The organism is Mucilaginibacter ginsenosidivorax, from assembly GCF_007971525.1.
GTDB lineage: Bacteria > Bacteroidota > Bacteroidia > Sphingobacteriales > Sphingobacteriaceae > Mucilaginibacter > Mucilaginibacter ginsenosidivorax.
Map to the genome: position 1 here is coordinate 2,932,635 of NZ_CP042437.1, position 16,386 is coordinate 2,949,020.

At 44.4% G+C, this 16,386-nt stretch carries 8 protein-coding genes; all 8 read right to left on the reverse strand.

What is annotated here, in order from left to right:
- Positions 1 to 569: 569 nt before the first annotated feature.
- Positions 570 to 2,852, reverse strand: a complete 2,283-nt coding sequence (locus FSB76_RS12175) for a GH92 family glycosyl hydrolase (RefSeq protein WP_147053840.1) — start codon at positions 2,850 to 2,852, stop codon at positions 570 to 572.
- Between the two features lie 573 nt (positions 2,853 to 3,425).
- Positions 3,426 to 5,603 carry a hypothetical protein gene (locus FSB76_RS12180; protein ID WP_147053841.1) on the reverse strand — a complete coding sequence of 726 codons (2,178 nt, stop codon included), beginning with the start codon at positions 5,601 to 5,603 and terminating at the stop codon, positions 3,426 to 3,428.
- Positions 5,604 to 6,239: 636 nt separating this feature from the next.
- Positions 6,240 to 8,783: a Kelch repeat-containing protein gene (locus FSB76_RS12185; protein ID WP_147053842.1), complete on the reverse strand. Its 2,544-nt coding sequence runs from the start codon at positions 8,781 to 8,783 to the stop codon at positions 6,240 to 6,242.
- A gap of 94 nt (positions 8,784 to 8,877) precedes the next feature.
- Positions 8,878 to 9,984: a metallophosphoesterase family protein gene (locus FSB76_RS12190; RefSeq protein WP_147053843.1), complete on the reverse strand. Its 1,107-nt coding sequence runs from the start codon at positions 9,982 to 9,984 to the stop codon at positions 8,878 to 8,880.
- A gap of 97 nt (positions 9,985 to 10,081) precedes the next feature.
- Positions 10,082 to 10,903 carry a universal stress protein gene (locus FSB76_RS12195; protein ID WP_147053844.1) on the reverse strand — a complete coding sequence of 274 codons (822 nt, stop codon included), beginning with the start codon at positions 10,901 to 10,903 and terminating at the stop codon, positions 10,082 to 10,084.
- 10 nt (positions 10,904 to 10,913) lie between these two features.
- Positions 10,914 to 12,338 (reverse strand): inorganic phosphate transporter, encoded by a 1,425-nt coding sequence (locus tag FSB76_RS12200; RefSeq protein ID WP_147053845.1) that lies wholly within the window; start codon positions 12,336 to 12,338, stop codon positions 10,914 to 10,916.
- Between the two features lie 148 nt (positions 12,339 to 12,486).
- Positions 12,487 to 15,282, reverse strand: a complete 2,796-nt coding sequence (locus FSB76_RS12205; protein WP_147053846.1) for a S8 family peptidase — start codon at positions 15,280 to 15,282, stop codon at positions 12,487 to 12,489.
- Positions 15,283 to 15,365: 83 nt separating this feature from the next.
- Positions 15,366 to 16,190 carry a M57 family metalloprotease gene (locus tag FSB76_RS12210; protein WP_147053847.1) on the reverse strand — a complete coding sequence of 275 codons (825 nt, stop codon included), beginning with the start codon at positions 16,188 to 16,190 and terminating at the stop codon, positions 15,366 to 15,368.
- Positions 16,191 to 16,386: the final 196 nt, after the last annotated feature.

A 16,386-nucleotide genomic window follows, 5' to 3' on the forward strand; every position in this document is an offset into this window, starting at 1 on the left:
CTTTGAGAGGCTAAATCTATATAACATTTATATTATAATCAAATTAATAATTGTAAAATTTCCTTTACCTACATATTATTACGCCTAAAGAATATTTTTATAAAAAGTTATAAAACATTTTGTTTCTTTGTGCGTTCTTTTCCTATTACTAATTCATTTTAGTTAATAATAAGACAGTTAATAAAGTTAATTAGAACAGGGAAAATGCGCGAGGCATTTTCCCTGTTTGCTTTTATTACCTATTCCACAAAACAAATCAAAAAGCGAGCTTCATTCTTTAAAAAAGATAAGACATACCATAGTCACCCAAAGCCTTGTTTTGAGGCAAACATTTTAAAGCATCAAAAGATAATTTTGCAATGATGCCACCAAACCCACAAAAAAGCCGGAAAAAGCCAAGCAGGTGGCTTTATTAACAATATTTATTATTGCAAATAATTCATATTAAATACCATTTTCTTTAAAGTAAACAAAATGTTACAATTCATTAACTCACTGAAAAATAAAAGGTTAATAAAAAAGGGCTCGTGAAAACACAAGCCCTTTTTAAACCTATACAATATTGGGAGTTATTTTTCGTTGCTCATCGAAAAAGGCACGTCGGCGTCTTTTGTGCCACGCTCTTTATTGGGGGTGGCAATCATATCAAAATTCAATTCGGCACCGCTTAAAAGGCCTTTATGGCTCACCCAGTTGTTGGTGTAGGGCTTGCCATCAATAGTCAGGCTGTTTACATATTTGTTGGCAGCACTGTTGTTGGGCGCGGTAATGGTAACCGTTTTACCATTCTCTAAATTAATGGTTACCTTTTTAAACAAGGGCGCTCCTAACACGTATTGATCGCTGGCCGGCGTTACAGGGTAAAAACCCATGGCCGAGAAAATATACCAGGCCGATGTTTGCCCGTTGTCTTCATCGCCGCAATAACCATCGGGGGTAGCTTTGTACAGTTTATTCATGGTTTCGCGGGCCCAGTATTGGGTTTTCCATGGCTGGCCGGCGTGGTTGTACAGGTAAATCATGTGTTGTATGGGCTGGTTGCCATGCGCGTACTGCCCCATGTTGGCTATCTGCATCTCGCGGATCTCGTGAATAACGCCACCATAATAGCTATCGTCAAACGTGGGCGGCATGCTGAATACTGAATCGAGTTTGGCTGCAAATTGTTGTTTGCCACCCATCAGGTTTATCAGGCCCTGTATGTCATGAAAAACGCCCCAGCTATAGTGCCAGCTGTTGCCTTCGGTAAAGGCGTCGCCCCATTTAAACGGATTGAATGGCGTTTCAAAAGTGCCATCCTGGTTTTTACCGCGCATCAGTTTAGTTTGCGGATCAAAAATGTTACGGTAATTCTGGCTGCGTTTTTTATAAATCTCAATTTCTGATTTTGGTTTGCCTAAAGCTTTCCCTAATTGGTAAATGGCAAAATCATCATAAGCATACTCTAAGGTACGGGCGGCATTCTCATTTATTTTAACGTTGTAGGGCACATAGCCAAGGGTATTGTAATATTGCACTCCCCTACGGCCGGTTGCATTTGGCCCCTCGTTGTTAGCGCCGTGTTTAAGTGCCTGGTACAATGTTTCAATATCATAACCGCGCATACCCTTCAGGTAAGCTTCGGCTACTACCGAGGCCGAGTTATTACCAATCATACAATCGGCATAGCCCGGGCTCGACCATTCGGGCAGCCAGCCGCCTTCTTTATAATCATTTATCAGGCCTTCCTGCATCTCTTTATTGATAGACGGGTAAACCAGGTTCAGGAACGGGTACAAGGCCCTGAATGTATCCCAAAAGCCTGTACCGGCAAATAAATAACCGGACATCACCTTACCATTGAAAGGGCTGTAGTGAATTTTCTCGCCTTTGGCATCTATCTCGTACATCTTGTTAGGGAAGAAAAGCATCCGGTACAAGCTGCTGTAAAATGTTTTGGTTTGCTCTACAGTGCCGCCCTCTACATTCAGCCTGCTCAGGGTTTTATTCCAGGTGTCTTTGGCTTTCTGGCAGGTAACTTCAAATTTATCATCGGCCAGTTCGCGCTTTAAATTAAGCTCGGCCTGTTCAATACTTACAAATGACGAGGCTACTTTTAAATGTACCTGCTCGCCGTTGGTGGTTTTCAGGGTAATCACCGCGCCCGCGTGGTCGCCAGTGTATTCCAGCTGGCCGTCGTCCTTTTTCCAATCGTGCCATGCCGATGCCAGCGCGAAAGGTTTATCTACATAAATAACAAAGTAGTTTTTGAAGTTGGCCGGTACAGCGCCGCTGTTTTTGGTGCTGTAACCTACAATCTTTTGCTCACCGGGAATAATTTTTATGTATGATCCTTTGTCAAAAGCATCAATTACAATATGCGAGCTATCGCTTTTGGGGAAGGTAAAGCGGAAGCTTGCGGCACGTTCGGTTGGTGTAATTTCGGTGGTTACATCATAATCGGCCAGGTAAACGCTGTAGTAGTAGGGTTTAACAATTTCGGCCTTGTGCGAAAACCAGCTGGCCCGCTCTTTCTCGTTCAGCTTTAGCTTGCCGGTTTCCGGGAAAATGGAAAACATACCATAATCGTTCATCCATGGTGATGGCTGGTGGGTTTGCTTAAAACCGAGGATCTTATCGGCATCATAAGTGTATTGCCACCCATCGCCCATTCTACCGGTTTGCGGTGTCCAGAAGTTCATGCCCCATGGCAGGGCAATGGCCGGGTATGTATTTCCGTTTGATAAGGACGGTTTGGATGCTGTACCCATCAGCGGGTTAATCAATTCAACAGGGTCTGTTACCCTGGCGCTTTGCTGGGCAATTGTAGCTGCCGGTAAACAGGCCAGTGCCAGTAAAAGTAGTTTTTTCATTAATCGGAGTTTGTTTTTTAAGAGCGATGAAAGCAACAGTGGCTATTATAAAAGCTGCTGTTGATATCGTCGGATGTATTTGTTTTGTTATTTGTTTTAAAAGTCTTTTTAAAAATGATTAAATAAAAATGTCATTGCTTTATACACGCCATCACTTATTTGAATATATAAACATCCGATTGAACGTTGGCTACGACTCACCCGGCCGACGCTGCGCTGGGCCACCCTCTCTTCACCTGCGATGGAAAGAGGGTTTAACATTACAGTATCCTTATAATCAATAAATTAAAAAATATAAATTTCTAAAACCCTCTTTGCGGCTTTAGCCGGAGAGAGGGTGGTCGGGCGTAGCCTCGACCGGGTGAGTCGTAGCCGCCATGCGATATACCACATCTCCCCGCCTCTGCGTTTCACCTGACCTTGTGCCACTCAATAATCGTCTATTGTTTTTAGACAGCTTTTAATAATTTCTTTCCGGTGCGAATATGGCAATCTGCCATAAGTAAAAAAACTCCCGCGCATGAAAATTCACGCACGGAAGTATTAATCAACTTTCTCTCAAAAAGTATTTTTTCACCATTTCAACTCAACCTTTATACCATCGGGACTATTGGCGAAACCCAGGTATAAGGTTTTTGACGGGGTATCCCATGATGTTTTAACATCAGTAATATTTTGTCCTTTACTATCGGTTATAACAATTTGCTTTGGCTGGCCCGGCAATAAAACCCGCGCGCTGTTAAGCGTTTTTACAGGGCTTTTGGCTATAAAAGAATAGCTGCCGGCTGCAACTTTTTCATTATAGATCCTTGAAGCCGAAGCTAATACCTGGGGTATGTTTTTATTGGCTACCCGTGCAACATTGTATAACAAGGCCTGCTCGCCGGGATTGATCACCTTTTCGGCCAAAATCGGTAACTGCGGATCGAACAGATCAATTACCGGGCCTTTTACGGTATAAGGTTTACTGTCGGCATTTTCATCCATTACGGCTACAATATCGTAAGGCCCACGGGCCAGGTACAGGCTATTTTTAAAGGTTAAAGCGCCGGCATGGGCATCTTTTTCATAGGCTTGTTTAACGGTGCCGATATAGTTACCATCGTTAGCTGCCTGCAGCACATATTCTTTAGGGTTTTGCCTCAACACATATACCGCGCCTTTGCCAACGTTAAACTTTTGGCTGTCGGCAGTTGGGTTTACACCAAGTAGTTTAAATAAGTGCTGCGACGGCGCTTTGAAGTTATTGCCCTTAGTATCCCACCATTCCATTACAGATTGATAAGGGTCATCATCGCGCCCGCAATAAATGAGCACGCCGCCTTGCTTTACCCAGGCTGCTAATTGCTGATGAATTTGTGCCGATACGGGCTTCATATTAGCATAGCTCATCACCAGTACTTTGATATTTTTGAGCGATGCCGCATAGCCCAGGTTTTCCATATGCACGGTTTGTACCGGCACGCCATGTTTTAGCAGGGGCAACGTTTGGCCGTAAAAGTTGGAGAACTGCGGATCCTCGAACCCGTTATGTGTAGGGAAGCGTTGAAACATCAGTGTATTACTCATCAGCACGCCAATGCCGTTTACACCGGTCACCTTATTGGCTGATGGAGGCATACTATTGAGGGCGTTAACCATCACCTGCATTTGAGTTGAGTAGTACTGAGGGATCAGGATCTTTTCGTTACTATTGGCAACCTTGTAGGGATGGGTATAAATGCGCTCGGGCCAGGGCATCACCTCGTAATCAGATACGGTTGGGTACAATAGTTTTGCGGTGAAGGTAGCCTGGTAATTTCGCTTGTAATCGCTCCAGTCTTTTTGCCTGTCTTCAATTGGGTCGGTTAAAAAAAACATTTTGCGGCCCGTCGGCGCGGTCATGGATACCATCGACCCATATTCCAGATAGGCGTTTTCAAATACGCGTTCTTTTTGCAGGCCGTTAAAATAAGTCGGCTCGCGCGAGGTGCCCGTCCACACCTGGGCTATATACCCATCAATACCGGGCAACGAAGCCAGGCTTGCCTCGGGACTAACAATTTGCCACGATGAATAATTAACCAGCGAATGCGTGGCGATAAACACTTTTATATTTAAGCCCTTGCTTTTGCCATAGGCTTTAGCGTAAGATGATACTTTTTCAATAGCATCATAATACAGGTGATACTTTAATTTGCTGGATAAGTAAGTATTCTCGGCCGATGCATCCTGTGGCTTCCAGGGGAAACCGTAATAGCTTTGCCATTGGGCTTTAAAACCCGCGCTATAGCCAGCACGCGCCCAAAATTCAGGTTCTTCTAAAAATATATTGGTGATGCCAACATCAATTACCCTTTTGATAACCGCTGTTTTCATATACTCGATAAACGAGGCATCGGGCACTACATACGGCATATCCCTACCATGAAAAATGGTATCGCCCTTTTGGGTAACCTGCCCAACGCCCAGGTGGTTTTTACCATCCCATTTACCCAGGAAATAATCTTTGTAATCGCCCCAGGCTATGCCGGTCATGAAGTTGGTTTGATAGCCGTGATCGCGCCAGGTTTGTACGCGCTGTTCAAAGGTCATGCCGGGATGGTCGTTGGTTCCGTAAACAATAGCAATGTCGCTGCGGACGTCAATCTCGGGCATCCAGGGGCTGGCGGTTTGGAAAGCGGTTTTCTCTTTTAACGGTGCCGGTGCCTGCTGGGCAAAAACGGCAGACGCCAGCATAGTTAAACAACAAGAAACAAAAATGTTTTTCATAGATAGGTGCAGGGCGGTAGATGCTGCTTAATACCACACAATGATAGCATAGGTGGTATTAAAACAAGGGTTAATAAATGGGTTAACCCGGTTTAAATTTCATTAACCCATTAAAATTAATCGCTTTATTAACCGTGAAATGGCGGGAAGGCTTAAGTCGAAAGTCTTGAGTTCTAAGTCAAAAAAAATGAAAACTTACGGCGACCCTTAAATTTGACATGATAAAATGTTATCGTGGATAGCTATCAAATTACCTTGTTGCTTTTTTAGATATTTATCAGGATTTGGCCCTGCATTATAAACATTCAATTTGAACGCCGGCTACGACTCACCCGGTCGACGCTGCGCTGGGCCACCCTCTCTTCACCTACGGTGGAAAGAGGGTTAATTTACAAAGCATTAACAATCAATAACTTACTAAATATAAACCTCTATAACCCTCTTTGCGGCGTAGCCGGAGAGAGGGTCGGCCAGCGCAGCGTAGCCGGGGTGAGTCGTCGCCACCATCCGATATACGACATTCCACACCTCTGCGTTCAGCCTGGCTTTAACAATCAATAATGGCCATTTTCTAATCGCTTTTTAACAGCCTCCTACGGGACTTTTAACCTAACACTTCCCGACTTTAGCCGCCCCCTATTTACCGCAAATTTTATCAAACGGGATAGGGTAATCAATTCCCAACGATCTTTTATATTCAGCTATAAAATCATCGTAGGTGCGGCGGGCGTGTTCAATACCCCTGGTGCGCCTGATGGCTTTCAGTTTATAGTTGATGCCGGCATCGCTAAACGGGTCGATATTTAAAATCAGCCGGCTTATCTCCAGCGCTTTTTTAAAGTGTCCCTCATCATAGGTGTTTTTTATTACAGGCTGCAAAGCTGGCATTAACGCTTCTTCGTATTCCTCTTTAAAATCATCCAGCCAAACATCGGGCATAGCCGGCAGCAGGCCGCCACGTGCAATCAAATCAAAATGAGGGACCTCCAATGCAGCTGCCCCCTGCCCGTTGTTAAGGCTGGCTTGCACTACAAAATAATCACAAAAAAAGGCGTCCGAAACAGTAAAGCTATACGTATCGTTGACGTAAGCCAGCTCAATCCCTTCCAAATCAGCAAGAATACTTCTCAGGTGATTTAAGGTAACGCCCCTGATGTTTTTTGTTTTGGCTACATCTTTATCGGCCCAAAGGGTGGTAGAAATACGCCTGGAGGTTACACCGTTTTTATCGCGGCTGTTCAGTAAAATCAAAATAAATAGCTGTTTAATTTTAGGGCTAAACAGGTAGGTAATATCCTTGCCGTTTTTATCATAAACCGTAAATGCGCCCAACAAATAAACCGCATTAACCTTGTTGCCCATAATTTCCAAGGCACTTTCATCCTGGGTTAAATCAGCAGTTTCCTGCACCGGTTTGGCTTTTTTTCTTTTCAGGTAGATGAATGCTACACCGGCCACAAGCAGTACCGCCGCCAGCCCGGCAACGTAGCTATACAAACCGGTTGTTGTGCTTTTAGCCTGTTTCGATTTTAAATAAGCGGCATAGCTTACCGGGGGAAATGCCAGCGAATAAATTTTGATACCCGATTTTACAGGCGAAGTAAACTCCTGCGTGGTGCAATAAAATTCGTTAGCGTCGCTATTAAAAAACAGGTTAACATCGGTTTCAATCCGCTCGGATGTTACCGGGATCTCGCCGCTTACAACCTCGTATGATCCATCTTGAATAGCATATTTATACAGCTTCAAGCTGGTTTTAGGCCGCTCGTGGGGGTAACACAACACATAAAAATATTTCCCATCTTTTGACAGGATAATGTTATTGGCCGGTACAAAAGCTTCTTCCTTAGGCTTAATCTCCCAAAGTTTTTTTATGGTATGGTTGGTTAGGTTAACCCGGTACAAATCATAAAAATGCATACCACCTACAACCTGGCTGCCCGATTGATTGCCGATGCCGCCGAATATATACACGTTATTATTCGCGTCGGCAGCGCTGCAGGCCGAAAAAAACCGCGGATCGATATGGTCGCCGGTAAAAACCACCGGCTGCCAAACCTGTTTTAGGGTATCAAATTTAAAAAAATCATTATAGTACCTGAACGAACCATAGCCGCCAAATAAATAAAGATCATGGTAATCTTTATCGTAAAACACGTTGTGGTGATGCCGTTGCGATGGCAAGGCAGCGTTCCCTTTAACCTCCCAATTTAGGTCTTTCAGATCAAGTGATGCCATACCCGACAACCTACCCCGCGCATTGTTTACCTCATACGCATACAACTTATTCTGTTTGGGATTGATAATGCTTTTGCCCAGTAACAAGGGCATAGGCAAGGCGTTTTGATAGGGGTTAGATGATTCCTCATCATTCCTGACATTATATTGCGTTACCGAGTTGCTGCCAAACAGCACCATGCTTTGTTTTTGCTGATTAAAGTTTAGGCCCACAACCTCGTTAAAGCTTTTTGACAACAGTGGCTTCCAGAAGTATGATTCATTAATAAGCCAAACCGGGTTTTCCACAAAGCCAATCCCGTCGCCATTGCTGCTGTGCACGTTTTGGCCTTCCCACTCATCTAAAGGGAACGAATAACGCTGAGCGGCATCGCCAACTTCCAGGTTGCGGATGGCCATATTGGGCACATCGGAGTAACGGGAGTTTTTGCCAAAAGTAATAGCCGGGCTGATGCTGCCGGCGAAACCAAAGCCCGAAGCGCCATACGGTTTACCGTTAACCCACACTGTTGCTTTATCCCCAAGCAAGTCCAGCTTGATTTTGATGGCTGTCCATGTTCTTTTTGATAGCCGGGCGGCACTTAGCGGGATAGTGATCTTATTGCTCTTACTATCGATGTTGAAATTTAAGTAAGGGGTACCGTTTAAATAAATATAACTGAGGCTATAGGAGTTGTTTTTACCGTCGGCAAGGTTTAAAACATAGCCCAGGTGCGAATTATCCCACAAAGCCAGTTGGAAGGCGATGGTTAGTTCATCATTAAATTGGGGGTTTTCCTGTTTAAAAACGGAATAGGACGTCCGTTTTTCCATTAAACTGTCGTTCGAGTTGAACTGCAAGCCCTGTGCCTGTAATTTTAAGCATGAGCCAAGGGCGGCAGCAAAAACCAAAATCCTATATACCCAGGGATGCAGTAATAAAATCCGGCTCGCTTTTGTCATTGAATACACTTGTCTAAAATCCCCGGGACCAGGGGAATGAACGCAAGTGCTAAAATATGTTTTTTTTGAGTATGCTAAATGGGGAATTTCTTTATTACCTCCCCGGCACCAGCTTATTATAGGCATCTACAAGAATTGCCTCTTTATCCTGTATCGTATAATATTCCGCACACAGGATTAACCCACTGTTAGTGCGCTCCAATGTTACCCTAACAAAGCCATGCCGGGTATCGCATGAATACTCCAGTTTGGCACCATTCAGAACTTCGCTTTCGGCGCTAAAACGTTCGTCATCGGTATGGGCTACGGGGTGCAGCTCGTCAAAGCCACCTGCGCCGGCTACAATGTATGGCACGGTAATACTATTAGGATAACGCTTGCTGATACGCTGGTAATTATGTACGTGCCCGCTAAAAACCATATCGGGCCAAACATTGGTTTCGGTAAATGCGCCCTCCAGGAATTCGATCATGGGCGAGCTGGAACCGTGGTTAACATCTGCCGAGTACGGCGCATGATGAATGCTAACCAACAATGCCTTTTCCGGATGGTTTTGTGCCGATGACTTTAATTCCTGCAGGAACCAATCCCGCTGCTCGGGCGTTATTACGCCATATTTGGGCACGTTACTGTGCAACCCAATTATGGTTGCCAACGGGGTATCCAACGTCCAGTAAATATTGGGCTGAACCATGCTTTTCCGCGGACTGTCGCCGGCAAATGGTATTGCCCGTTGGTGCGTATCGCAAAAAACAGCAGCAAAAGCATCCAAACTTTGGTATGGCTTATCGGCATTGGGGTTTATGTCGCTGTCGTGATTGCCGGCTATGGCGAATATGGGGCCGGGGTAATTGTTATAGGGATCAAAAAACTGGCTCTTGTAATATTTTTCTTCGCCATGGCTATACACTACATCGCCCAGTTGATACAGGAACGAAGGCTTGTTTGCCGCCGCCGAAGTTTGATACTGCGAAGCCATGGCATCGGGCACCCTTTTCTGAAAATCAGGATCGCGAAAGCCGCCGGTATCGCCCACTACATGAAATATCATGCGGTTATCGCCTATGCCGGGCAATATGTCGTTAACATTTAAATGGTATGGGTACTTTCCCGACGGTGGCGGAGGCGGCAAAAACTTATAGGTATCGTCGGGCTGATCTTTTTTAAAAACGGGGGTGGTATATTTAGGGGATATTATCATTTAGCGTTAATCATCAAAAGGCCAAACATACCAAACAAATATAAATTGAAGGTGAACAAAAGTTTAAGCGCCCTGTACTCCCGGTTTATGGAGCCCGCTATTCGTGTAGCACCAGGATAGCTTTTACTGATTTGTTCATCACCTGGTTTACCGTACTCCGGGTAAATAACCGGTAAACAATGTTATGATGATGTTTAACCAGGCAAAGGATATCGGTTTCGTGCGTTTGCACAAAATCAACAATGCCGTTTATGGCGCTGCTGTTGTTAATATAGTTAAAATCAAGTTCGGCGTTTTTTATTAAGCTGCTTAATTTGGCCTCCCCTGTCTTGATATGTTTATCGTCAGGCTTATCGGCTACATAAAGCACCTGCATTTTAGCGGACGCAAATGCCTGTACCATCTCGTTTAAAGCGTTTACATCTTCGGCAGACAGGCGGGTTTCAAAATCTGTGGCCAGCGTAATCACCGGCACCCTGGAGAACTTACTTTCCAGCGGGATAATTAAGGTAGGCGTTTTCACCCTGCTTACCATCATGCTTGCGTTGCTGCCCACAATACCCGCAATACCTGTTGCACCGGTTATACCCATCACCAAAAGCTCTACAGGGTTTTTATCAACATAACGGGTTATCACAGTTTTCAAAAAACCAACATCACAAAGCGTGCTTACCTTAACCGAAGCATAAACCTGCTGCCGGGTAAATTCGGCGGCCCACTCCTTTAAAGCCTCCCTTTTGTTGTTATAGTAATCTTCAATAAAAATAGCGTTGTAAGTGCTGTTGTTAATGCCTTCGGTAGGGTGTATGGCATGTATAACGCAAACATCCCTGTTTAAAACAACGGCCAGCTCCATTGCGTAAGCCATTGCGTTGGCAGCGCTTTTTGAAAAATCGGAAGCAACAAGAATCTGTTTCATTTTCGGCCTTTTAAATAAACAAATGGAAAAACATGAATAATAAAGATGCTAAAATTATTGCTACCGGTAAAGTAAGCACCCAGGCCATCGCAATATTTTTTATTGTTTTATTATTGAGATTGCCTTTACCGCCTGAAGCAACCATAGCGCCGGCAATGCCGCTTGACAGCACATGTGTAGTACTCACCGGCAAACCAAATGCAGTACTAAGGCCAATGGTTGATGCGGCAACAATTTCGGATGAGGCACCTTGCGCATAGCTTAAATGTTCGTTGCCAATTTTTTCGCCAATGGTAACCACAATCCTCTTCCAGCCAATCATGGTACCCAATCCAAGCGATATTGAAATTATAGCGATTACCCACACCGGCGCAAAATCTGTAACATGCTCCAGCTCATCCGCAGCCGTGGTAAGCGCTCCGCGGTCATTTGCCGCTAATTTTATCGCATTATCTTTAAGCACCATCCTGATTGCTTTTACAGTTCCCTCTACCTGTTTACGGTAATTATAAGTTTTGGCAACATCGGTTTCATTTTTTTCGGCCAGCGAAGCTTTTGCCTGGGCAATTATAGCTGCCAGTTTGATAAACTCACCTTTGGGTGCATTGCTTGTTGTGGTGTTTTTAGTTATCACGATGCTGGCCTGGTTAAATGCCGCCAAAACTTTATCATTACCAATATGATGATTAACAGCAAACCGGGCTGGTAAAAAGGCTATCAGGATAAGCATAAATAAGCCAACACCCTTTTGCCCATCATTACTGCCGTGAAAAAAGCTAACCAGGGTACAGGTAGTAATAAGTAAAAGCCTGATCAGAATTGGCGGCCTGTCATTTTCGCCGGTTGGGATATGGAACAGGGCATGTGATTTGGTTACATGCTTTAAAAACAACATGAGCAGGGCCGCAGCGCCAAAACCAATTATGGGCGATAAAATAAGCGACATGCCTATCTCTTCGGCTTTACCCCAATTTACGCCCGGGCCGTGATAGTACCAGGTAAAAGCCAAACCGGCGCCAATCATAGCGCCAATCATGGTATGTGAGCTGGAGCAGGGAATACCCAGGTACCAGGTACCCAGGTTCCAGATGATGGAAGCAAGCAATACCGATAGCACCAGGCAGGCGCCTACGCTTACGGGCAAAGTCATCAGGGCATCAAGCGGCACCAGTTTTAAAATACCCATGGCTACCGTTACACCGCCCAAAAACACGCCTAAAAAATTCCATAAGCCCGACCATGGGATTGCATATACAGGCTTTAAGGCCCTGGTGTATATTACAGTTGCTACCGCGTTTGCTGTATCATGAAAGCCATTCACAAACTCGAAACCAATAACAGCCAGGATGCAGACGATAAAAACAACCAGTAAATAACCGCTTAAATTAACCTGGCCAATAAAAGGAAGTGTGGCTGCAAGTATTGAAATATGCATATCAAATTATGTTTGTACCCCGGCAGGCTTATTTAGCTTCTTAACCTGCTCTCAAATAACAGCTTCAAACATTGCTTTAATACCAATTTCAGGTTAATTGTTTGTTATTTAATTGTTTATGATCTTTACCGGCATCAACACTAAACACCTACAGTTTTATCAGCTTACCGTTATACACCACATGCCCGGCTAAAGAAATTACATACATGTAAATGCCTGGGTTAAGGTTTACAGGTACGGTATTTTGCAGGTTATTAAGCGTTTGGGTTATGCTGAGTTTGCCGCCGGCATCGTATAATTTGAAATCGTAATTATTGATGTCGCCGCTTAAAACGGTGAATTGTTTGTCAACCGGGTTTGGGTAAACGGCAAATTGTTTGTTTTGCAGCACAACGGCTTTTACGGTATCGGTATAAATAAGCTGGTTATCGGTGGTGGTTAGTTTGGCCCGGTAATATTGTACCTGTTTGGGCGCGGCATCTGTAAACTGGTAACCGAGCTGGTTTGCCACTACCGGCGAGGTGCCGATTGATGTAAAGGAAGCCGGGCCGGTCATTTTTTCCCAGGTAATGGATTTTAGGTTTACGGTGCTGCCCAGGAAAAGATCTAACAAAACTTTATTGCCTGTAACGTTTGCCAGTAATGTTTTCACATAGCAGCCAACGCCTTGCGTGGTAACATCAATGGTGTAGCTTTTTAACCCTTCAAAACCATTGCCGGTTGCGCTTACAGCAAAATACCTGGAGGTTTGTTGCCCTGCGGGGATAATAACCGTTGTATCTGTTACGGTACGTAGCTTTTGCAAAACATCATCTTTTATAGTGTAAACCACGTAACCTGTGCTGCCCTGCTGCGGCGACCAATGCAACAACGTACCTTGTGCACAGTTATAACCAACACTTAGCGCTACAGGGGCCGAGATGTTGAATTCGGCACTTAAAAACGAGTTGTTACCGATATCCATTTTAAGCATGGCCGTACTGAATACATCCGGGGCCTGCCAGTTATAATAATTATTTTTCAGTGTTACGTTATTAACAGCATTCCAGGTAACTCCGTGATCATAGCTGATGCTTAGCCTGCCCGTTGCCGTATCAAAGGAGCTTTGCCAGCGCAGGTAATTATCGCCGGCAGCAAAAAGCTGGCTTGCAGCAACCGGATAAATCCACTCGAATTTATTTGCCTGGATGGCCTGGTAAGCCATATAAAACTTTTGCGGACCCAACGGCACTTTGCGACCTTTTACTTGTATAGTGTAAATACCAGCTGCGGGGTTTGCAATAGCAACCTGCTCGGTATTATTTATGGTATCTATCTGCCTTTGCGCCGGCTTATGTAGCGAATCGAGCGAGGGGAAGCTGCTTAACGTCCAGGGCAAAATAATTTTTCCATCGGGGCCGGAAACTGACAGATCCAGGTCGTTAACCAGCGCGGTGGGTGCATTTAGCGTGGCGGCAGGATCTGTCCAGGCTATGGATACTTTTAATTCTTTTGTGCCCGTGGGTACATCTACCGAAAAATCGCTTTGGGCCGCATTACCAACTGTGCCGCTGTTAAACCGGTTATCCTGTAGGGTACGCATGGCTTCCAGAGCGTTTAGTTTGCCGTAGCCGGTTTTAAAATCGACATAAGTATTGCCTATATCATCGGCCGAGTTAATCAGTATCGCTTTAATTAAAGCAGCCGGAGGTAAGCTCCCGTGCTTTAGTTTATAAGCTTGCTGCAGCAGGGCTACAGTTCCCGACGCAAGCGCCGCTGCGCCGGATGTTCCGTCTTCGCCATCGGCTACCAGCTCGGGCTTTACACGGCCATCATAGGCCGGCCCGCCAGAGCTTAAATCTTCGGGAAGGTTTGTGCGCCCGGTACCACCAATTACCAGTACATTTTTAGCCTGTTTAAAATCGCCCGATAAATTGGCTACGCCTGTTAAACCATTATAAACGCCCGTAGCCGGCGCGTTGAGCCCAACATTGCCCGACGAAAACACGTGTACAATGCTGTCATTTGCCCATACCTGCTCATCATATGCAACAGACTCGGCACCGTAATAATTTTCAATTCCCGTGCCATACGAGTGATTTTGCAAACCAATATCAAAGGCTTTAAAAACAGCTGTACTATCGGGAAACAGGTTGATGAAATCGGCAGAGGTAAAACGCACCGCAGGTGCAGCGCCAAGCCCTTTTATGAATGAATTGCCATTACCGCCAATAAGCGTGGCCATGGTAGTAGCATGCCCGGAAGTTATGGCCGATGACGGGAAAGATGCAAAAGTACGACCGAGCAGATCAAGGTCATTATCATATTTATCTTCTTTAACACTTACATTAATGCCTTGGCCGTTAATACCGGGGTAAATGCTTTGTATTGTGCTAATGGTATTTGCGCCCAGGTCAATGTCGCTGATTGCCAGTTCGGCGTGCGCCTTGCGGGTATTATCTGCAAAAACAACATAGGGCTGCTGTAATAATTCGTTTAGCTTGTTAATGGGGATACTGGTTGTTACGCTATTGCCATATGTGCCGGTTATCCTGCCATACTTTTCTACCTCCTTGATGGCCGTTATATTGCTCAGTGTAATGTTAACAGCAATCTTGCTGCTGCTTTTGGGATGCTTTTGGCTGGCCAGAGCAAGGTTATCTGATGCCTTCCACAGGGAATTTGCAGGCGCTATTATTTCAAAATCGGCATTCTGCGGGATGGGGTTGTTTGATGCTACAATATAATAATTGTATGAAAGTCTTTTTATAACGCGTCCATTCGCAGAAGGCGTAAATGGCCGTTTATTGATCTTAACGATATAAAAATTAACAGAGTCGGCTAATGCTGGTTTAGTTGCTGCCGAATAAAGGTCTTTAATAAATTTGTCGCCCACGGTTTGCTGCGACCAGGAATATTTAAAACAAACAATAAAAAAAATAATAGGCAGTAACTTTTTAGCCATGCTTTAAGTTAAATAACAATAAGAGAGGGCAAAGCCCTCCCTTATTGCGAATAAGACAGTACCCGATTACCTGATAAAATGTTTTAGTATAAATAATTTAAAGCTATTACATCATTTGAATTAAAAGTACGGTCGGTACCTGACGAGCAGGCCAGCATCCATGAACCTGCATCGGCCTTGGTTGGCGTACCAGGAATGTTAATGGCGCCAATACCGGCACTGCCTTCGTTTGAACGGCTTCCTCCGCAGCTAAACGCGCGGTTCATGTAATCGGTATGACGGAAACCTATGCAATGGCCTATTTCATGCTGCAAAACCGAAGTTAAGTAATTTACATCGGGGTTGGTACCGTATGCCTGCGCATTGGTATTCATTTGAATTTGATTGTAAGGGTCACCTGCCGATGTTGGGAAGCCGGACGAACCCAGGGTAATATACCCGCCACTTGGCCCCTGGTTAAAACCAATTACCTGTATATTACCTCCGCTGCTTACAATCTGGAATTTGATGGTAAGGTTTAAGGCATTATAGCGCGCCACAGCGGCGCTTGTTGCTGTAGCATAAACCGTTGGCAGGTTTGAAACCGACACGGTAATTGTGCGTGGGAGGCTTTTAACCAGGTTGGTGGTGCGGTACTGCTCATTTTCGGCAATGCGCAAATTGGGGCTTGTACTTACTTCTGATAAATTAGCCTCGGTTAAAAGGATATCGCCTTCTACCAGGTAATTATCCCCCTGCTTTCTTACTTCATCGGTACTAAAGCCAAGGTCACCTATTTTTTTTAATACATCTGCCGAAACCGCTGTTGTTTGCTTTGCCGGCTGGCTGTTATTTTTAGTACAAGAAAATAAAACAGACGCAGCAATAACGGCACAAAGGCCAATTGTTAATAATACCTTGTTTTTCATGTGTGTTGGTGTGTTAAGTTAATGTTCGTAAGGTTTTCCTAAAAACTCAATCGGCTGGCCAGCATTTCAAATAATATAACTTATCGGGTAATTATATTATTCGTTTAATTGTATACAATTACAATCTTAATTTTTAGTTAAGCGTAAATTAATTTATATTTTTCTAAAAAGCAAAGATTGGCAATTATTTTTCTAA

Bases quoted from the DNA above. Each gene is read 5' to 3' on its own strand.
- FSB76_RS12175 (WP_147053840.1), bottom strand. From the start codon at position 2,852: ATGAAAAAACTACTTTTACTGGCACTGGCCTGTTTACCGGCAGCTACA.
- FSB76_RS12180 (WP_147053841.1), bottom strand. From the start codon at position 5,603: ATGAAAAACATTTTTGTTTCTTGTTGTTTAACTATGCTGGCGTCTGCC.
- FSB76_RS12185 (WP_147053842.1), bottom strand. From the start codon at position 8,783: ATGACAAAAGCGAGCCGGATTTTATTACTGCATCCCTGGGTATATAGG.
- FSB76_RS12190 (WP_147053843.1), bottom strand. From the start codon at position 9,984: ATGATAATATCCCCTAAATATACCACCCCCGTTTTTAAAAAAGATCAG.
- FSB76_RS12195 (WP_147053844.1), bottom strand. From the start codon at position 10,903: ATGAAACAGATTCTTGTTGCTTCCGATTTTTCAAAAAGCGCTGCCAAC.
- FSB76_RS12200 (WP_147053845.1), bottom strand. From the start codon at position 12,338: ATGCATATTTCAATACTTGCAGCCACACTTCCTTTTATTGGCCAGGTT.
- FSB76_RS12205 (WP_147053846.1), bottom strand. From the start codon at position 15,282: ATGGCTAAAAAGTTACTGCCTATTATTTTTTTTATTGTTTGTTTTAAA.
- FSB76_RS12210 (WP_147053847.1), bottom strand. From the start codon at position 16,190: ATGAAAAACAAGGTATTATTAACAATTGGCCTTTGTGCCGTTATTGCT.